The sequence below is a fragment of the Amycolatopsis thailandensis genome (assembly GCF_002234405.1).
Lineage (GTDB): Bacteria > Actinomycetota > Actinomycetes > Mycobacteriales > Pseudonocardiaceae > Amycolatopsis > Amycolatopsis thailandensis.
This window is the reverse complement of sequence record NZ_NMQT01000025.1, coordinates 1-17,713: the sequence shown is the minus strand read 5'-3', so window position 1 is coordinate 17,713 and position 17,713 is coordinate 1. Positions and strand designations below refer to the sequence as shown.

At 68.5% G+C, this 17,713-nt stretch carries 18 protein-coding genes and 1 pseudogene; 8 read left to right on the top strand and 11 right to left on the bottom strand.

Features of this window, described 5'->3' with window-relative positions; translation table 11 throughout:
* Positions 1-9 precede the first annotated feature (9 nt).
* On the bottom strand, positions 10-825 hold the full coding sequence (locus tag CFP71_RS08095) for a TrmH family RNA methyltransferase (protein WP_093933206.1): 816 nt from the start codon (positions 823-825) through the stop codon (positions 10-12).
* 217 nt (positions 826-1,042) lie between these two features.
* On the opposite strand from CFP71_RS08095, the gene CFP71_RS08090 reads away from it, so the two are divergent.
* From CFP71_RS08090 to CFP71_RS08080, 3 genes are all read left to right on the top strand, one after another.
* Positions 1,043-2,542: a glutamate-cysteine ligase family protein gene (locus CFP71_RS08090; protein ID WP_093933205.1), complete on the top strand. Its 1,500-nt coding sequence runs from the start codon at positions 1,043-1,045 to the stop codon at positions 2,540-2,542.
* 23 nt (positions 2,543-2,565) lie between these two features.
* Entirely contained in the window at positions 2,566-3,159 is a 594-nt protein-coding gene (locus tag CFP71_RS08085) for a TetR/AcrR family transcriptional regulator (protein WP_093933204.1), read from the top strand.
* Positions 3,160-3,232: 73 nt separating this feature from the next.
* The gene (locus CFP71_RS08080) at positions 3,233-3,901 is read left to right on the top strand and encodes a biliverdin-producing heme oxygenase (protein WP_093933203.1); all 669 of its coding nucleotides are present in this window, start codon (positions 3,233-3,235) and stop codon (positions 3,899-3,901) included.
* A gap of 469 nt (positions 3,902-4,370) precedes the next feature.
* Here the strand turns inward: CFP71_RS08080 and CFP71_RS08075 are convergent, their stop codons facing one another.
* Genes CFP71_RS08075 through CFP71_RS08055 form a run of 5 tightly spaced genes read right to left on the bottom strand, consistent with a single transcriptional unit; the run spans position 4,371 to position 10,023 of the window.
* A complete protein-coding gene (locus CFP71_RS08075) occupies positions 4,371-6,251 on the bottom strand; it encodes an HtaA domain-containing protein (RefSeq protein WP_167406042.1) in 1,881 nt (626 codons plus the stop codon).
* A gap of 1 nt (position 6,252) precedes the next feature.
* Positions 6,253-7,077, bottom strand: a complete 825-nt coding sequence (locus CFP71_RS08070; RefSeq protein WP_244199598.1) for a hypothetical protein — start codon at positions 7,075-7,077, stop codon at positions 6,253-6,255.
* Positions 7,074-7,904 (bottom strand): heme ABC transporter ATP-binding protein, encoded by an 831-nt coding sequence (locus CFP71_RS08065; protein WP_093933201.1) that lies wholly within the window; start codon positions 7,902-7,904, stop codon positions 7,074-7,076. Before CFP71_RS08065 ends, CFP71_RS08070 begins: the two co-directional genes overlap by 4 nt.
* Complete coding sequence (locus CFP71_RS08060) at positions 7,901-8,935, bottom strand: FecCD family ABC transporter permease (protein WP_093933200.1); 1,035 nt, start codon at positions 8,933-8,935, stop codon at positions 7,901-7,903. Before CFP71_RS08060 ends, CFP71_RS08065 begins: the two co-directional genes overlap by 4 nt.
* Entirely contained in the window at positions 8,932-10,023 is a 1,092-nt protein-coding gene (locus CFP71_RS08055) for a heme/hemin ABC transporter substrate-binding protein (protein ID WP_167406041.1), read from the bottom strand. The genes CFP71_RS08060 and CFP71_RS08055 overlap by 4 nt, the downstream gene beginning before the upstream one ends.
* An 83-nt stretch (positions 10,024-10,106) precedes the next feature.
* Here CFP71_RS08055 and CFP71_RS08050 point away from each other — a divergent pair, with 83 nt between their 5' ends.
* From CFP71_RS08050 to CFP71_RS08035, 4 genes are all read left to right on the top strand, one after another.
* Positions 10,107-10,619: a hypothetical protein gene (locus CFP71_RS08050; RefSeq protein WP_093933198.1), complete on the top strand. Its 513-nt coding sequence runs from the start codon at positions 10,107-10,109 to the stop codon at positions 10,617-10,619.
* Between the two features lie 225 nt (positions 10,620-10,844).
* Positions 10,845-11,468 (top strand): superoxide dismutase, encoded by a 624-nt coding sequence (locus CFP71_RS08045; RefSeq protein WP_093933197.1) that lies wholly within the window; start codon positions 10,845-10,847, stop codon positions 11,466-11,468.
* 86 nt (positions 11,469-11,554) lie between these two features.
* Positions 11,555-12,313, top strand: coding sequence for an arylamine N-acetyltransferase family protein (locus CFP71_RS08040; protein WP_093933196.1), 759 nt, complete (start codon positions 11,555-11,557; stop codon positions 12,311-12,313).
* A gap of 217 nt (positions 12,314-12,530) precedes the next feature.
* Positions 12,531-13,370: an SDR family NAD(P)-dependent oxidoreductase gene (locus CFP71_RS08035; protein ID WP_093933195.1), complete on the top strand. Its 840-nt coding sequence runs from the start codon at positions 12,531-12,533 to the stop codon at positions 13,368-13,370.
* A gap of 12 nt (positions 13,371-13,382) precedes the next feature.
* Here the strand turns inward: CFP71_RS08035 and CFP71_RS08030 are convergent, their stop codons facing one another.
* The gene (locus CFP71_RS08030) at positions 13,383-13,907 is read right to left on the bottom strand and encodes a hypothetical protein (protein WP_244199597.1); all 525 of its coding nucleotides are present in this window, start codon (positions 13,905-13,907) and stop codon (positions 13,383-13,385) included.
* Positions 13,908-14,117: 210 nt separating this feature from the next.
* Between CFP71_RS08030 and CFP71_RS08025 the strand changes: the two genes are divergently transcribed.
* A complete protein-coding gene (locus tag CFP71_RS08025) occupies positions 14,118-15,134 on the top strand; it encodes a hypothetical protein (RefSeq protein WP_093933194.1) in 1,017 nt (338 codons plus the stop codon).
* On the opposite strand, the gene CFP71_RS08020 is transcribed toward CFP71_RS08025, so the two are convergent.
* From CFP71_RS08020 to CFP71_RS08005, 4 genes and pseudogenes are all read right to left on the bottom strand, one after another.
* The gene (locus CFP71_RS08020) at positions 15,131-15,568 is read right to left on the bottom strand and encodes a hypothetical protein (protein WP_093933193.1); all 438 of its coding nucleotides are present in this window, start codon (positions 15,566-15,568) and stop codon (positions 15,131-15,133) included. The two genes, CFP71_RS08025 and CFP71_RS08020, sit on opposite strands and share 4 nt — an antisense overlap.
* Positions 15,565-16,824 (bottom strand): MFS transporter, encoded by a 1,260-nt coding sequence (locus CFP71_RS08015; RefSeq protein WP_093933192.1) that lies wholly within the window; start codon positions 16,822-16,824, stop codon positions 15,565-15,567. Before CFP71_RS08015 ends, CFP71_RS08020 begins: the two co-directional genes overlap by 4 nt.
* A gap of 110 nt (positions 16,825-16,934) precedes the next feature.
* Positions 16,935-17,366, bottom strand: a complete 432-nt coding sequence (locus CFP71_RS08010) for a MarR family winged helix-turn-helix transcriptional regulator (protein ID WP_093933191.1) — start codon at positions 17,364-17,366, stop codon at positions 16,935-16,937.
* Between the two features lie 67 nt (positions 17,367-17,433).
* Positions 17,434-17,713, bottom strand: a pseudogene (locus tag CFP71_RS08005) (NCS2 family permease); the annotation flags it as partial.

The window sequence follows — 17,713 nt, the reverse complement described above, 5'->3', positions numbered from 1 at the left end:
CTCGGATGCTCACGATAGCGGTGGACGCGTCTCGTAGAACGCGATCGCGCCCGCGGTCGCGACATTCAGCGAATCGACGCCGTCGGGCATCGGGATCCGCACCGCGACGTCGGCGGCGGCGATGGCCTCGTCGGTCAGGCCGGGGCCCTCCGCACCCAGCATCAACGCGACCTTCTCCGGTGTTTGATCCCGTAACTGGCGCAGCGAAACGGAATCCGCACGAGGAGTGAGGGCCGCGATACGGAAACCGCGTTCCCGCAGCATTTCCAGGTCGCCGGGCCAGGAACCGAACGTGGCGAACGGGACGCGCAGCACGTGCCCCATCGAAACGCGGACGCTGCGCCGGTACAACGGGTCCGAACAACCGGCTCCGAGCAGGACGCCGTCGACACCGAGCGCGGCCGCGTTGCGGAACAGCGAGCCGAGATTCTCGTGGTCACCGACGCCTTCGAGCACCGCGAGCACCCGCGCGCCGTCGATGACGCTTTCGACCGTCGGCGGCGGGACGGGCCGGTCCGCGACGGCCAGGATCCCGCGGTTCAGATGGAATCCGACCGCCTCGGCCATCGTCTCGGCCGAGGTCACGTAGCCGGGGACGTCGACGCCGTCCAGTTCGCCGCTCAATTCGTGGAATCGCCGCTCCACGCCGAGGAGGGCGCGGACCGGATATCGGGATTTGAGCAGCCGTTCGACCACGACGGTGCCCTCGGCGATCACGAAGCCACGCCCGCCCGGCCGATCGGGCCGCCGATCGGCCGTGGACAAGTCGCGGAAATCGTCGAGCCGGGGGTCGCCGGAGTCGTCGATGGTGATCAGTTCAGCCACCGGGAGAGTGTGTCATCACCCTCACCGCACGCCGTTCGCGTCCGAACGTTCCGGACGAGGTGGTACGAACGGGCGTATTTTGCTGTAAGTTAACCCCTAGTGACAGAGAGCACCAGTTTGGCCGCTAGCCGGGCGAAGGCGATGCGTGAAACCGTTGGGCCGCCTGGCAGTCCCGCCTGGATCCCGCGGAGCGTGGCCAATGAGGAGCTCGACGAACATGGGTAAGAATCTTTCGGCGGACCCCTGTGAACCGCAAGATCGCGGACGTTACCGCCGAAAGGTCCAGCGTTGTCTCGACACTTTGGCCCGAATGCTCACCGACGGGAGTTTTTCCTTCCCTCGCAAGAACATCGGGCTCGAGGTCGAACTCAATCTCGTGGACGCCGAGCTGCGCCCGTCGATGACGAACACGACGGTGCTCGAGGCGCTGAACGATCCGTCGTTCACCACCGAACTCGGCCAGCACAACCTGGAGCTCAACGTGCCGCCGCGGCCGCTGGCCGGCGAGTCCGCGCTCCAGCTGGAGGACGATCTCCGCGCGTATCTGGGCGCCGCCGCGCGCACGGCCGAGGAATCCGGCGCCTCGCTGGCGATGATCGGCATCCTCCCGACGCTGCGGCACGAGCACTTCGACCAGAAGTGGCTCACCAACAACGCGCGGTATTCGCTGCTCAACGACCGGATCTTCGCCGCGCGCGGCGAGCGGACGGTGCTTTCGATGGAGGGCGCGCCACTGCCCGGCAGACAACCCGAGCGCCTGCGCAGCTACTCCGAGTCGATCCTGCCCGAGGCAGCCTGCACCTCGGTCCAGCTGCATCTCCAGGTCGCGCCGGAGGAGTTCGCGGCGCATTGGAACGCGGCACAGGCGCTGGCCGGGGTCCAGATCGCGGTCGGCGCGAATTCGCCGTTCCTGCTCGGCAAGACGCTCTGGCACGAGACGCGGATCCCGCTGTTCCTGCAGGCCACGGACACCCGGCCGGAGGAGCTGAAGAACCAGGGCGTGCGGCCGAGGGTCTGGTTCGGTGAGCGGTGGATCACGTCGATCTTCGACCTGTTCGAGGAGAACGTCCGGTATTTCCCCGGCCTGCTGCCCGAGACCGACCGGGAAGACCCGATCGAAGCGCTCGACTCCGGCCAGGCGCCGAAACTCACCGAACTGCGGATGCACAACGGCACCGTCTGGCGCTGGAACCGGCCGGTCTACGACGTCGTCGACGGCATGCCGCATCTCCGGGTGGAGAACCGGGTGCTGCCCTCGGGCCCGACCGTCGTCGACATGGTCGCGAACGCGGCCTTCTTCTACGGCGCCCAGCGGGCTCTCGCCGAGGCCGACCGTCCAGTGTGGACACAGATGTCGTTCCAGGCGGCCGAGGAGAACATGTACGCGGGGGCGCGACGGGGTTTCGACGCGCAGTTGTACTGGCCCGGCATCGGCTGGATCCCGCCGGACGAGCTGGTGCTGCGGGTCCTGCTGCCGCTGGCGCACGAGGGATTACGCCGATCGGATGTTTCGGACGCGGCGAGAGAGCGCTATCTGGGCGTCATCGAGCAGCGCTGCCTCACCAGGCGGACCGGCGCGGCGTGGCAGCGGGAGTTCGTCCTGCGCGCGGAGGAGCGCGGGGCCGAGCGCGAGACCGCGCTGAACCGGATGCTGGGCCGGTACCTGGAGCTGTCCGCGACCGACACGCCGGTGCACACCTGGCCCCTGGAGGCCTAAGGTCTCCTTCCAGGAGGTGGCTCGTGCCCAAGATCATCGGCCGGTCGCTGGAGGAGCACCGGCGCGAGGTCCGCAGCAGGGTGTTCGACGTCCTGCGCGGGCAGCTGTACGAGCGCGGATTCGACGCGGTCACGCTCGCGGGGGTCGCGGCCGAAGCCGGTCTCGGCCGGACGGCGATGTACAACCACTTCCCCGACAAGGAAAGCCTGCTGGTCGCCTTCGTCGAGGACGAGGCGACACGGTACGTCGAGCGGCTGACGGCGGCCGTCGCGACCGCCGACACCCCGGTCGCGAAGCTTTCGACGTTCGTCCGGCTGCAACTGCGGGTGCTGGCGGAGTACCACCTGCCGCCGGGGACGGCGCTCGCGTCGGCGCTGGCGCCCGCCGCGTACCGGCGGATCAGCGCGCACGCGGATCCCATCACCGGCCAGCTGCGGGAGATCCTCGCCGAGGGAGTGCCGGAAGAGGATCCGGACGTGCTGATCCCGATGATCACCGCCGCGCTGGGCAGCCGTCAGGTGGTCGACGTGCCACCCGAACGGCTGGACGACGCGATCGAGGGAGCGGTCCGATTCGTGCTCAGAGCGGTCGGCATGACGGAGAAACCTAAAGATTAGGGTAGCCTAACTCGCGGTTGTGCCTTACGCTCTTTCTGACAGCATGTCAGATCGATGCTTGGAGGCTGTGTCCATGCCGGTGACCACCGACGTCGAATCCGGGCCGTTCTCCGCGAACCTTCGCGCCTCCACCATGGCCGCCCACGAGCGGGCCAACCACTCCGAGTACATGAACGCGCTGCTCGGCGGCGAGCTCTCGCTGGAGGGCTACACCCGGCTGGCCATCCAGTACTACTTCATCTACCAGGCCATCGAGCGCGCCGCCGACAAGCTGGCCGCGGACCCGGTGGCGGGCAAGTTCGTCTTCGAGGAACTGCGGCGGCTGCCGAGCCTCGAACGCGACCTCGAACACCTCGTCGGCCCGGACTGGCGGGAGACCGTCCGCCCGCTGGCCTCGACGGAGCGTTACGCGCGGCGCGTGGCCGAGGCATCGGACTGGTCCGGCGGGTTCGTCGCCCACCACTACACCCGCTACCTCGGCGACATCGCCGGCGGCCAGGTCATCCGGCGACTGCTGGAGCGCGAGTACGAGGTGCGCGACGCGGGGTCGCTGTTCTACCACTTCGACCAGCTGGGCAGCGCGCCCAAGTTCCGGGACGGCTACCGCGAGCGGCTGAACTCGGCGCCGTGGAGCGAGGACGAGCGCGCGCGGCTGATCGAGGAGGCGATCGTGGCCTTCGAGTGCAACATCGCGGTGTTCGACGAGCTGGCGAGCGAGCTGGACTCGTACCGGGCGGCCTGACCTCGGTCCCGTGTGTCATGAGGGGTCCCCATGGGACGAATTCCGTCCCATGGGGACCCCTCATGACATCGCTTACGCGGTCCGGCGACGCACCACCAGCACCAGAAGCAGTCCGGCGCCCAGTAGATCGCGACTTCGGCCGTCCACATGAGACACCTATGCCAGCCGGAACGCCCGTTTTGGGAACTTTGCCTGGCTTTGCGAAGGGGTCGTGAGTGATAAAGAGGGTTCTAACCCTCCTTATCACTCACGACCCTGCACAGAACATCCCATACGGGCACAAATCGGACGCTCAATCGCCGCTAAGTGTCCCCTGTGGAGACTCGGGCCCTGACCGGTCCGAACCCTGCCCTCAAGGCAGCGAAGAAGGCCTGCTTCGATCCCGGCACACGCGGAAACGCCACTCTCACGCAGGTCACGCGTGGGTAGGTTGCCGGTCCGCTCTAACCGTCCTAGCCACTCACGACCGTTACACGGTCCGGCGACGCACCACCAGCACCAGAAGCAGTCCGGCGCCCAGCAGCACCAGTCCCCCGAGCAGCCAGACGCCGCTCTCGACACCGGTGGAGGCCAGGGCCGAGTCCGGCCGGTACTTCACGTCCGGCACCAGATCATCGGAGCCGGAGCCCGAGCCGGCACCGGGACCCGAGCCGGGCCCGGAACCGCCCGGCAGGTTCGCGCACGAGGCACCGAGCGTCACCGCGGCCTCGTCGAGCACCTCGCCGACCGTGTAGAACTTCGCGAAAGCCTCCGCGTTGCCCAGGGTGACCTTGATCCCGGCGACACTCAGCACGCCCGCGCCCTCGGTGGTCTTCGCCGCCGCAAGGTCCAGCGACGCGAGTTCCACACCAGGCTGATTGATGGGCGGCGACGGCGCCCCGCTGGTCGTCTTCAGTTCCACGTCGGCGTAGAGCGTGCCCTTCCCCTGCGCCACGACCACCTTCGGCCGCCCGATCGACAATTCGAACGAGTGACTCGGATAGGCGAAGGTCACCTTGCCCCGGAACTGCGTCGTGAACTCGCTCGCCGACTGGTACCGCACGCTGTCGAAGCCCCACCGGTAGGCCCCGCTCAGCGGCCCCGTCCCGTCGATCTTGTCGATATCGGTGACCTCGACACCGTCCGAAGCGGTGATAGACGTGCCCGAACCGGTCGCGACATAGCGGCGGAAGCTCTGTTTGAAGCCCCACAACAGGTTTCCCTGCTTCGCGGAGTCCGGGGTCAGCACACACGCCGAGGACGTCGTCGAGGCGGGAGTCGAGGTCGGAGTCGAGGTCGGAACCGAACTCGTGGGCACCGAACTGGTGGGCTGACTCGAAGTGGGCGCGGGGCCGCTCTTGCCGGGGAAGGCGATCTGGCCCGTGTCGAGAGCGTCGCCCTCCTTGTAGAAGTCGGCGAACGCCTCGGCACCCTCCTTGGTCAGTTTCGCCGACTCGATGTCGACGACGACGCCGTCACCCACCTGCTGTGGCGCCTTGAGCTTGAGGTCGGCGAACACGACGTCGGACGGCGTCCGCACCTTCTGGGGCGCGGTCTTGGTCCCGTAGAAGGAATACCCGATCTTCGCGGTGAGCTTCCCGGTGCCGTCACCGGCGATGGCGATCCGGGGATCGGCGATGGTGAAGTCCCAGATCGTGTGCGCCTCGAACGTGTAGGTGACCTGCCCGGCGTAGGAGACCGTGCCCTTGCCGGAGTCCCATGTGGACGATCCGTACTTCCATCGGTACGGGAACGGCTCGACGTTCGGCGCCGAGGAATCCAGTGTCGCCCCGTTCGACGGTGTCACCGTGCCGCCGCGGGTGATGTAGCTCCGCCAGGACTGCCTCACGCCCCAGCCGACCCCGGCCGCGGTGTCCCCCGGACCGGGATCGGGGTCACCGATTCCGGTGAACTTCACCGGCGTCGTGCTGTCCCAGGTGAGCACCGGGGTGTCCCAGCCGAAGACGAAGACACTGAACGGCTGCGTCTTCGCGCTGTAGGTCGTGCCGCTCGCGACGTACTCGGCCTTGACCGTGACCGCGTATTCCCAGTTCCCGTCGTCGCCGAGCGGGATCTGGGTGCCGACGGCGCCCTTCTTGATCAGGCGGCTGACCTGGAAATCCTTACCGGCGCGGTCCCGGACGTCGGGCTTCGCCGGGCCCACGCGCAGGCCGAAGCCCTTGCCGTCGTTGGCGGCCGGGTCGAACCCGGTGCCCTTGACGACGATCTTCGTCCCCGCCGGATCGAGTCCGGTGCTCGGTGTCACGGTCACCTTCGGCGTGAACGGATCGGCGGCGAGCGCCGGGGTGACGGCGATTCCGGCCACCAGGGCAGCACCCGCCAGCGCGGCGCCCCATCTTCGCAAGGACACTTCATTCACCTTCCGCGTTTCGGGTCCGTTTGCGGGCCCGGATCAGGGGGACGGCGAGCGCGGCGATCAGCACCACGCCCGCCACGACGGCGATCCACCACCACGAACCGGATTCCCCGCTCTGCGCGGCAGGCTGCACGGCCTGAGCCGGAGTCGCCGCGGGCGTGGATTCCACAGTGGACATAGGTGGCGCCGAAGAGGACGCCGGCGCCGCGCCGGAGGAGGGCTGCGGCGCCGACGAAGCCGGAGGGGGTGGTGGCGCGGCGGCCTGCGTCGTGGGCGCCTTCGGCACCGCGAACGTCACCGGAGTGAAAGTCTCGTTGGTGGCGTTGACCACGCCGTGCGCGCCGACCGTGATCAGTCCACATCGGACTTTGAGACAATCGACGTCGACGACCTTCCCGGACCGGTCGGCCGCCTTGAACCGGGCGCCGGGGATCACCAGTTTCGTCGACCAGGTCCCGTTCGCGGCGAGCTCGCCGTTGGCCGCGGACGCGGTGTCGCTGCCGGGGAAGGCCAGGAATCGCTGGAAGCCGTTGTTGTCCTTGGTTTCCTTGTCCTTGACGTACCGGTAGGTCTCGCCTGCCGCGCCGCCCTGGCTCGGCTGCCACGCGCCGTCGGCGACCCAGCCGAACAGCAGGTAGATCCCGCCGTACCCCTTGGGCACGGACTGGAACCCTGTTCCCTTGACCTGCAAGGAGGTCGCGTAGTCCGGGTCCGCGGCACCGGGTGAGAACGTCACGGCCGCGCCCGCCGCCGAGGCGGGCACGGGTGCGGCGATCATGAGCAGCCCGGCTGCGACGGCCACTCTCATCAGCTGTTTCATCGGCGCTCCTCGGCCGCTCGGTGGGGCAGGACGATCGGTTTCCCGGTGCGGGGATGGGTGAGGACTTCCACGGGATGCCGGTAGACCTCGCTGAGCAGCGACTCGGTCAGCACCTCGGCGGGCGTGCCTTCGGCGGCGAGTTCCCCGTCCGACAGCACCGCGACCCGGTCCGCGTACGCGGCGGCGAGGCCGAGGTCGTGCAGGACGACGAGCACCGCATCCCCGGCCTCGGCCCGCCGTGTCGCGAGCGTGAGGATCTCCTCGCTGTGCCGCAGATCCAGGGCGGCGGTGGGCTCGTCGAGCAGCAGGAGTCCCGCCCGCTGCGCGAGCACCCGCGAGAGCGCGGCCCTCGCCTGCTCGCCGCCGGACAGCGTGGTGAACCGGCGTCCGGCGAACCCGGTCATCCCGGTCGCCTTCAGCGCGGCCGCGATCTCGGTCTCGTCGAAGTCCTCGGCTTCCGTTCCCTCCCAAGGGGTTCTGCCCATCCGCACGACTTCCTCGACGGTGAACGGGAAGGTCACGGTGTTCTGCTGCGGCAGTACCGCCCGCAACCGCGCGAGTTCGATCCCGCTCCAGCCACCCAGCTCCGTCCCGGCCACGAGGACGCGCCCCGAATCCGGGCGGAGATCCCCGGCGAGCAGCCCGAGCGTCGTGGACTTGCCCGCGCCGTTCGGGCCGACGACGGCGAGGACCTCGCCCGCGCGCACTCTCAGCGAGACCTCACGCAGCAGCGTTTTCCCGTCGACCGCATAGGAGACGCGATCGAGTTCGGCACCGCGTCCGGCGTGCCGGGGCAAGGTGTTTTCACGCCGGGAGAAGAACTTCACGCCCAGCCTCCCGAACGCCGCCTGGTGCGCAGCAGGAGCCAGAAGAAGAACGGCCCGCCGACGAGCGCGGTCAGCATGCCGATCGGCAGATCCGCGTAGGTGAAAAGGGTTCTGGCGCCGAGATCCGCCGCGGCGAGCAGCAGCGCGCCACCGAAGAGGCTCGCCGGGATCAGCACGCGGTGCCCGGGACCGAGCAGCATCCGCAGCCCGTGCGGCACGATCAGCCCGACGAACCCGATGATCCCCGAGTACGAAACGGCCGCGGCCGCCATCAGCGCGACGATCACGACAGCGCCGAGGCGCAGTCTTTCGACGTCCACGCCGAGATGCCGGGCCTGCCGCTCCCCGAGCGCGAGAAGGTCGAGCTTCCGGGAAAGCGCGATCGACACCGCGACCCCGACGGCGACCAGCGGCAGCACGGTCACGACGTACGGCCAGCGCGAACCGGCCAGGGAACCCAGCTGCCAGAACACGATCTGCTCACGGGCGGCCTGGTCGGCGGAAAACATCAGGAACGAGATGATCGCCATCGTGACCGCGTTGACCGCGACGCCGGTCAGGATCAGCGTCACCACCTCGGAGCGCCCGCGAGACCGCGAAAGCGCGTAGACGAGCAGCGTCGTGACGAGCCCACCGGCGAAACCCAAGGCCGGTGTGGTGAAAGCGCCGAAGAACGTCCAACCGGCCACAATGGACAGACTGGCCCCCACGGCCGCGCCGGAGGAGACACCGACCACGGCCGGTTCGGCGAGCGGGTTGCCGAACACGCCCTGCATCACCGCGCCGCAGACCCCGAGCACCCCACCGACCAGCAACGTCATCACCACGCGCGGGAACCGGACCTGCCACAGCGCGCCCTCGGCGAACGGATCGAGCCGCGTTTCCGTGAGCCCGAGCCGGTGCAGCACCGAATCGAAGACCTGCGACAGCGGGACGCCGAACTGCCCGCTGCCCGCGGAAACGAGGGAAACCGCGACGACACCGGCGACGAGCGCGGCGAACACGGCGGTCACCTTGACGCCGCGGTTCATCCGGCGTCGTCCGGCGCGTAGAGGGCCCGTGCCAGCGCGTCGAGCACGCCGGCGGTGAGCGGTCCGAAGCTCAGGATCTGCGAGTCCGCCATGTCGACGACGCGGCGGTGCTGCCCGGCGGGCGTCTGCGCCACCCCGGGCACCTGGAGCGCGCCGTCGATCCCGCCGACGGATTCGAGACCTTTCGTCATCATGAGGATCACGTCGGGCTTGGCCTTGGCCAGCGCCTCCGGGTTGACCGGGCGCATCCCCTCGATCCCCGCCTGGGTGGCGACGTCGACCGCGCCGAGCGCGCCGATCAGCGAATCGGCGCCGGATCCCTTGCCGAACAGGTGATACACGCCGGCTTGTCCGCGCATGTAGAGGAAGACGACGCGGAGTTTGCGGGCCGGATCGGCGGGAGCGAGCTTCGCGATCTCCGCCTTTTTGGCGTCGACGTCGGCCGCGAGCCTGGTGGCGAGGCTTTCGCCCGCTTCGGGAACGCCCAGCGCGGCGGCGACCTGACGGACGATGTCACCGACGTTGTCCATCGAACGCTTCGCGTCGACGACGACCACGGGCACCCCGGACGCGCGCAACTGGAGCACGACGTCCCAGGGGCCCAGCGTCGTGTCGGTGATCACCACGGTCGGGCGCAACGCCAGGATCGCCTCGGCGTTGAGCCGGTGGCCGTTCACGGTGACCAGCGGCAGGTCCCTGGCCGACGGGAAGCCGGTGGAGACGTCCCGTCCGACGACGTTGCCGCCGAGGCCGAGGCCGAACACGGTCGCGGCGAGCGTGCCGGACATGTCGAAGGCGAGGATCCGGCTGGTGTCGGTCACCGTGACCGGCGTGCCCTGGTGATCCGTGATCGCCGCCGGGAGGTGCTGGACCGCCGGTTTCCCGCCGGTGATGTCCGCCTGCGCGAGCCTCGCGGTACTCGGGCCGACCTGGTTCTTCGGCTCCGACAGGGGCTTGACCTGTGAAAGCGGCTGCAGGTCAGCTCCGGTTTCGGCCGCTTTCGTGGTCGCCAACGGCGGTGACGAGCAACCGCTGACAACGATGGCGAGGAGCACGGCGACCGTGGACAGCAACCCCCTTGACAACATTAGGCAAGGCTAACCATATTCACTCCCTGATAGGTAAGCCTTGCCTAAGGCTGTGACCTCCTTGTGATCGAAGGGAACCTCCCATGTCGAAGAGATCGGTCCTGCTCCGCGCCGCACTCGTCACGACCGCCGCGACCGCGGCCGTCACCGCGCTCGCCGCCCCCGCCTCGGCCGCGCCGGGCAGTGCGACCCACAACGGCAAGACCCTCTCCGCCTCCAACGCCACCGGTCTCGCCGCCGCCGGCGAGACCATCACCGTCACGGGCAGCGGTTTCAACTCCGCGGAGGGCTACTACGTCGCGCTGTGCGCCGTGCCCGAGGACTACAGCTACGGCACCAAGCCGAGCCCGTGCGCGGGCGGCGACGGCCAGGGCGGCACCGGCGTCGGCCCGTCCGCCTGGGTCACCAACTTCCCCGGCGGCTCCTCGCCCATCGCCTCGAACGGCACCTTCACGACGCAGATCCGGATCGCCGAAGTCAACAGCGGCCTCGACTGCTCCAACCCCTCGGTGACGTGCGCGATCATCTCGCGGCGCGATCACTTCGCCTCGAACGACCGGAACTCGGACGTCTTCATCCCGGTCTCCTTCTCCTGAGCCGAAGAGTCATCGGCCCTCCTTCGATGACCGGCGTCACATCGCCTTGACCTCCAGCTAACTGGAGCTAGCAGGGTGAGTTTCAGGCAGTGGCCCCACCGGGTACTGCCGGTAAGAACGAGTCGTTCCACCTGGGGAGAAACGCGGCGCCCCCGGTCGCCGCAAACGGGTGAAGACGACTAAGTTCGTCCTTGGAAACTCGTGTCGAAGACAGAAGGAGGGCCGATGGCCCGCTACGTGCTCCCCGATCTCGACTATGACTACAGCGCTCTTGCGCCGCACATCTCGGGCGAGATCAACGAGCTGCACCACAGCAAGCACCACGCGACCTACGTCAAGGGCGCGAACGACACGCTCGACAAGATCGCCGAAGCCCGCGACGCCGGCAACTTCGGTGACATCGTCGGCCTCCAGACCACGCTGGCGTTCCACCTGGCCGGGCACGCCAACCACGTCGTGTGGTGGAAGATCCTCTCCCCGGAAGGCGGCGACAAGCCGACCGGCGAGCTGGCCTCCGCGATCGACGAGGCGTTCGGCTCCTTCGACAAGTTCAAGGCGCAGTTCACCGCGGTCGCCACCACGATCCAGGGCAACGGCTGGGCCGCGCTCTCCTGGGACCCGATCGGCAAGACGCTGATCACCCAGCAGCTGCGCGACCACCACAACAACCTGATCCTGCCGACCACGCCGATCCTGCTGGTCGACGTCTGGGAGCACGCGTTCTACCTGGACTACAAGAACGTGAAGCCGAAGTACGTCGAGGCCCTGTGGAACATCTTCAACTGGGCCGAGATCTCCAAGCGGTTCGACAACGCCGTCGCCGGTGGCAACGGCCTGCTGCTCGGCTGACCTCTCGCCACGAAACGGGGCTCTCCTCCGGGAGGGCCCTTTTTCGTGCTTGACCTCCAGCGAAGTCGAGGTGTCAAGGTGGTCGCATGGACGTCGCCGCATACCTCGATCGCCTCGGCCTGGAGCGCCCCGCCGCCGTGGACGTCGCCGCGCTGCGGGTACTGCAGGAGCGCCACCTCGCGGTGGTCCCGTTCGAGAACCTGAGCATCCACCTCGGCGAACCGATCGTCCTGGACACCGAGGCGCTGTTCGACAAGATCGTGCGACGGCGGCGTGGCGGCTTCTGCTACGAACTCAACGGCCTCTTCGCCGCCCTGCTGCGTGAACTGGGTTTCGACGCCGATCTGAAGGCCGCGAAGGTGTTCCGGGCGGACGGCACCCTCGGGCCACCGTTCGACCACGCCGTCGTGCGCGTCGAACTGGACGAACCATGGCTGGCCGACGTCGGTTTCGGCCGGTTCAGCCGGTTCCCGCTGCGGCTGTCCGCCACCGAGCCGCAGGCCGACCCGGACGGCGAGTTCCTGTTCCTCGACGCGCCCCACGGCGACATCGACGTCCTCTTGGACGGCAAGCCCCAGTACCGGATCGAGCCGCGGACGCGGGCGCTGGACGAGTTCGTCCCGACGGCGTTCTGGCAGGCGACGTCACCGGACTCGCATTTCACGCGGGGGCCGACCTGTTCGCTGCCGAGCACCCACGGCCGGGTCACCCTGACGGGTGACAGGCTGATCGTCACGACCCACGGCGTCCGCGAGGAGACCAGGCTTTCGAGTGATCAGGAGGTCCTGGACGCCTACCGGAAGGAGTTCGGGATCGAACTCACCCGAGTGCCGGAACACCCTTGACCGGATCGACGCCGGTCATCGACCATGAACCCCCGGAATGAACGAAGCCCCGCCTCCGGGGGTGACCCGGTTGCGGGGCTTCGTCCGTTCCCGAACTGACTGCCGCTCCCACCACGAAGCGGACATGTATGAGGTTAGCCTAACCTCATCTACCCCGGCAAGGGGTTCGCCTGAGAGACGCCGATCTCACCCGTCCGAGTGACTACACACTGGTCTCATGAGCCATCTGAGCGGTAAAGCCGTGGTGATCACCGGAGCCGGGCAGGGTCTGGGCAGGGCTTTCGCGCTGCACGCGGCTTCACACGGGGCCGCCGTCGTCGTCAACGATGTGGACGGTGACCTCGCACGGGAGGTCACCGGGGAGATCCGGTCGCTCGGCGGACGCGCCGTCGCCAACGACCGCTCGATCGCCGAAGCCGCTTCGGCCGCCGGGCTGATCGACCAGTGCGTCACCGAATTCGGCTCGCTCGACGGACTGGTCAACAACGCCGGCGTCAACTACCGCGCCGATCCGTGGGCCGACGATCCGGCCAAGATGCGCGAGGTGGTCGAGGTCAACGTGCTGGGCCCGCTGTTCTGCGGGACCGCCGCGGCCGCGGTCATGTGCGAGCGGGGCGGCGGCGTGATCGTGAACGTGGGCTCCGGTTCGATGATCGGCCAGCGGCGCGCGGCCGCGTACTCGGCCTCGAAGGGCGCCGTCGCCTCCATGACCGCCTCCTGGGCGGCCGACCTGGCCGAACACGGCATCCGGGTCAACGCCGTCGCGCCGGTGGCCTGGACTCGGATGGCCTGGAAGGACCCGAGCGTCGTCCAGACCCCGGAGCACACGCCGGAGCGGGTGGCCCCGCTGGTGACCTACCTGCTCAGCGAACTCTCGGCGGGCATCACCGGGCAGATCCTGCGGTTCCGGGGCGACATCCTGTGCGTGCTCCGGCAGACCGCGATCAAGGACCCTGTCCTCGAACGGGAGACGTGGACCGTGGAAGACGTCGCGGACGAGGTAGGCGGCGATCTGCGGGAGGCGCTGGAACCGCCTCCGTCCGCCAGGTGGAAGTGATCGTTCGGCGCTTCAGACCTTGATCGACGCCTGGGCGCGACGCCGGTGATAGTGCCACGTCACGACGGCGAGCAGCGGACCCCAGAGCAACAGCGGCACGTAGACGATGGCGATCAGCCAGTCCGCCCAGGGCTCGCCCGCCATGTCGGCGTTGAAGGTCGTGTAGACGAACAGCCCGGCGTAGATCGTCGTGGCCAGCACACCGAGCGAGGACGTGATCACGACCTTGCGGGCGGAGACGGATTTGCCGCCCACGAAAGGGATCCAGCGTGGCCAGACCTCGCCCCACGGCTGGACGAGACCGAGAGCCAGGAAAGCGACGGCTTCGGAGAACACGGCGAGGAACACCAGGTAGAGCGATCCCCAGCCGGGTGTCTTCATGGCGTCCATTTCGGACTGTGCCAGGCCGAACGGGATCCCCACGGCCAGCCCGAGCCGCCAGATTCCGGACGGGACGTTCACCAGGGCGACGGTGTGCGCCGACCACTTCGCCCATCTGGGCACTCCTGCGACGCTGCGGAACGCTGTGCTGGTCATGCCTTGAAGCATCGTCGGACGCGCTTCGGGCCGGTTCCCTCCGGCGACCCTTCCGCCTCCCTCTTGCGAGTGGTCGGCTCTCCCGCCCCCAATGTGGCATTGGGGACATTGAGCGTCCCCAATGCCACATTGGGGGCAAGCATGGTGCCAGTGGCGCGGCGGGTTGGCGTTTCGCCGGACAGCGAGCCCCCGAGCGGCTAGCTTGACCCCGTGGCCACCCCGAACGACTACCGCGCCATCGCCCGCAAGACCGACCGTCCGATGTGGATCTGGGCGGGCTGCGCGCTGACCAGCGTCCTGCTGCTGTTCGGCGTGGGCATCTTCGTCGCGATCACCCTGCTGAACAAGGGTGGCACCAGCGCGGAGGGCGAACTTCCCGAAACCTGGCCGTCCAAGCCGGAGAACGCGCTCCGCCCGGTCCTGATGCCGACGGGCGAGATGGTGGCCGCGCTGACGAGTGAGACCGGCGCGCAGGTGCTGTGCCAGGCGATCCCGGAGCAGCGCTGGGAGGAGATCCTCGGCGGCCGCACGCTCCGGGAGGCGAGCGGGTCCTGCCACGCTGTCACCGCGCAGTTCGACGTCACCGCCCAGATGATCCCGGCGCTGCCCGAGAGCACGAGCCGCGGGCTGCCGACCAGGACCACCGTCGCGGGCAAGCTCGCGGTCATCGCCACCGAGATGGGCACCATCAGTCTGAGCGTCGAACTGATCGAGGTCGCGCCACACAAAGGCGCGTCGCCGGTATTGAACGTCGCCGTCCGCAGCCGGGCCGTCAAGACGCCCGAGGCCGAGGGCAAGGCGAAGGCACTCGCCGAGGCGCTGATCGCGGGAGCGATGCCGCCCGGGCCGCGGTTGCCGAAAATCGGCGAAGACGGCGAGATCGCGCCGCAACCGGTCGAAGCCGGGCCACTCAAGGACAAACCACTCCCGGTGATGTCCTGGCTGTTGTGCGGGGAACTCGGCCGAGCGCTCGGAGTCCCCGCGGACAAGGCGAAACCGACCTTCTTCGCGTCGTGCGAGCTGAACGGCACGACCGCGGACTACAGCGCGCTGTCCTCGGTGGTCAAACCGACCACGACGATCGCCGGACGGCCCGCCCAGGTCAACGGGCGAGGCGTCGTCGTGCAGCTCACCGAAGATCCGGTCGGGCAGACGCTGAAGTTCAAGGGCGCCGGCGATCTGCAGGCGCTCGCCGAGAAGATGGTGCCGCCGCTGCTCGGGCCCTAGGCGCGGTAGTTCGACAGGAGGTCGCGGAGAAGGGTCTCGTACGCCTTCCGATCGAAAAGGGCTCCGGTGAACTTGTACTCGTCCGGGTCATCGAAGGGTTCGTAGTCGGTCTGCCAGCCGAAGTTCCGCCACTCGACCACGTCGTCACCGAAGACGACCTCGACGCTGTAAGCACCGCAGCCGAGGTCGCCGCACAGCGGGCAGAAATCCAGTGCGACCCGGCCGTCGTCGAAATCGCCCGGCAAGTCGCCCAGCAGCCGGGACAGCGTCGCGACGGCGGTCTCGCGCCACCCGTCGTCGTCCAGGAACAACGGCGTTTGATTCTGCGTGGGAACCAGGTCGCGCAGGGCGGCGCCGTCGATCGTCCAGCCGAGGAACCGGGCCTCGCCGCCGTCCCACCGGGTCACCGACGGTTCGACGCCGAGTCTGTTCACACTCGCTCCCTCTTCAGCACGCGCAGCCCGTTGCCGAACCGCCGCACCGGCAGGCTCACCCCGCCGCGCCGGATCAGCACGACGGCACAGGCTATCGCGGCGATCGCCGAGATCGCGCCGCCGATGTAGAACGGCGAGCGGCCGCCGAAGGCGTCGGCCATCCAGCCGGTCATCGGGCCACCGATGGGGTTCCCGCCGATCAGCACCAGCACGTACAGGCCCATCACGCGGCCGCGCATCTCCGGGCTGACCGCGGTCTGCACCAGCGCGTTCGCCGTGTTGAGGAAGGTGATCGTGGCGAAGCCGAGCGGGATCAGCGCGAGACCGAAGGTCAGGTACGTCGGCATGAACGCGGTGATCACTTCGAACGCGCCGAGCAGGAACGCCGAGATCAGCAGCAGCCGCACACGAGGACCACCGCGGGTGTTGCGGCGGGCCGACATCAGCGCGCCGGTGAAGGTGCCGACGGCGACCAGCGTCGACAGCAGGCCGTAGCCGTCGGCGTTGGTGTGGAAGACGTTCGCGGCGACGATCGGCAGCGAGGTGAAGTACGTGATGCCGAACGTGCTCACGAAGAACACCAGCACCATCACGGTCATCAGGTCACTGCGCCGCCGGACGTACCGCAGCCCCTCGACGAGCTGCCCCTTCTCGCGCGGGATGGCCGGGCCGCGGAAGAGCTTGTCCGGGTTCATCATCACCAGCGCGGCGATGACGGCGCCGGTGCTCACCGCGTTCGCCATGAACAGCCAGCCGGTGCCGACCCAGGTGATCGCGAACCCCGCGATGGCCGGGCCGACGATGCGCGCCATGTTGAAGATCGAGGAGTTGAGCGCGACGGCGTTGGTGACCTTGTCCCTGCCGACCATCTCGGCGACGAACGACTGCCGCGCGGGCACTTCCAGCGAAGCCGTGCAGCCCAGCGTGAAGCAGAGGAGATAGACGTGCCAGAGCGCCGCGATCCCGCTCAGGTCCAGGGCGCCGAGGACGACCGCCTGCGCCAGCACGGCGATCTGGATCCCGATCAGCAGCCGCCGCTTGTCGACGCGGTCGGCCAGCACCCCGGCCCACAGCGAGAGGAACAGTGTCGGCGCGAACTGCAGCGCGACCGCGATGCCGAGGGCGATCGGGTCGTTGCCGCTGAGGGTGAACACCAGCCAGTCCTGCGCGATGCGCTGCATCCAGGTGCCGATGTTCGAGATGACCTGGCCGGTGAAGAAGAGCCGGTAGTTGCGGACCTTCAGCGAAGAGAACATGCTCCCGCGCGGCTTCTCGCGCGCGGGAGGTGGCGGCGGTGGAGCGGGTTCCCGGGTAACGGTGGTCTTGGAAGGACACTCAGTTTCGTTACCCGTGGTCGTCACCGCTGTTAGTTCCCCGCCATCCTGTCGATGATCTCGGCGGCGCGAGAGAGCACTTCGCGTTCCTCGGCGCTCAACTCCGCCAATTGCTTGTCCAGCCAGATCTCCCGCGCGGTGATCTGCTCGACCACGTAGGCCCGGCCGCGGCCGGACAACTCGACGATGGCCTGGCGGCCGTCCGTCGGATGCGGCCTGCGCTCGACGTAGTCCATCTCCTCGAGCGCGGCGATCACCCTCGTCATCGAGGGCGGCTGGACGCCTTCCTTCGCGGCGAGCTGGCCAGGGGTCAGCGCACCGCATTTGTGCAACGTCGACAACGCCGAAACCTGGGTCAGCGAGATGCCGTCACCGGCCCGCTGGGCCCGTAGCCGTCGATTGAGCCGCACCACCGCGAGACGCAGGCGGCTCGCCAGTGAGCGCTCGTGCGTGTCTCCGGACATATAGTTAGCATACCTCACGATCGGATCGCCGGCCCGTGAGATCGCCCACGGATGACATAACCGCTGGTCAGTTGAACGCCGCCTGGATGGGGCCGACGGCGAAGTAGGCCACGAACATGGCGGCGATGGCCCACATCAGCGGGTGGATGCCCTTCGCCTTGCCGGAGACGGCGCGGAGCACGACGTAGCTGACGAAGCCGGCGCCGATGCCGTTCGCGATCGAGTAGGTGAACGGCATGACCACGATGGTCAGGAACGCGGGCAGCGCGATGGTGAAGTCGGAGAAGTCGATCTCCTTCACCTGGCTCATCATCAGCGCGCCGACGACGACCAGCGCCGGGGCCGCG

Coding starts and splice junctions, on each gene's coding strand:
- CFP71_RS08015 (WP_093933192.1), bottom strand. CDS start 16,824: ATGTTCTCTTCGCTGAAGGTCCGCAACTACCGGCTCTTCTTCACCGGC.
- CFP71_RS08080 (WP_093933203.1), top strand. CDS start 3,233: ATGCCGGTGACCACCGACGTCGAATCCGGGCCGTTCTCCGCGAACCTT.
- CFP71_RS08050 (WP_093933198.1), top strand. CDS start 10,107: ATGTCGAAGAGATCGGTCCTGCTCCGCGCCGCACTCGTCACGACCGCC.
- CFP71_RS08055 (WP_167406041.1), bottom strand. CDS start 10,023: ATGTTGTCAAGGGGGTTGCTGTCCACGGTCGCCGTGCTCCTCGCCATC.
- CFP71_RS08060 (WP_093933200.1), bottom strand. CDS start 8,935: ATGAACCGCGGCGTCAAGGTGACCGCCGTGTTCGCCGCGCTCGTCGCC.
- CFP71_RS08090 (WP_093933205.1), top strand. CDS start 1,043: ATGGGTAAGAATCTTTCGGCGGACCCCTGTGAACCGCAAGATCGCGGA.
- CFP71_RS08010 (WP_093933191.1), bottom strand. CDS start 17,366: ATGTCCGGAGACACGCACGAGCGCTCACTGGCGAGCCGCCTGCGTCTC.
- CFP71_RS08045 (WP_093933197.1), top strand. CDS start 10,845: ATGGCCCGCTACGTGCTCCCCGATCTCGACTATGACTACAGCGCTCTT.
- CFP71_RS08035 (WP_093933195.1), top strand. CDS start 12,531: ATGAGCCATCTGAGCGGTAAAGCCGTGGTGATCACCGGAGCCGGGCAG.
- CFP71_RS08070 (WP_244199598.1), bottom strand. CDS start 7,077: ATGAAACAGCTGATGAGAGTGGCCGTCGCAGCCGGGCTGCTCATGATC.
- CFP71_RS08030 (WP_244199597.1), bottom strand. CDS start 13,907: ATGACCAGCACAGCGTTCCGCAGCGTCGCAGGAGTGCCCAGATGGGCG.
- CFP71_RS08040 (WP_093933196.1), top strand. CDS start 11,555: ATGGACGTCGCCGCATACCTCGATCGCCTCGGCCTGGAGCGCCCCGCC.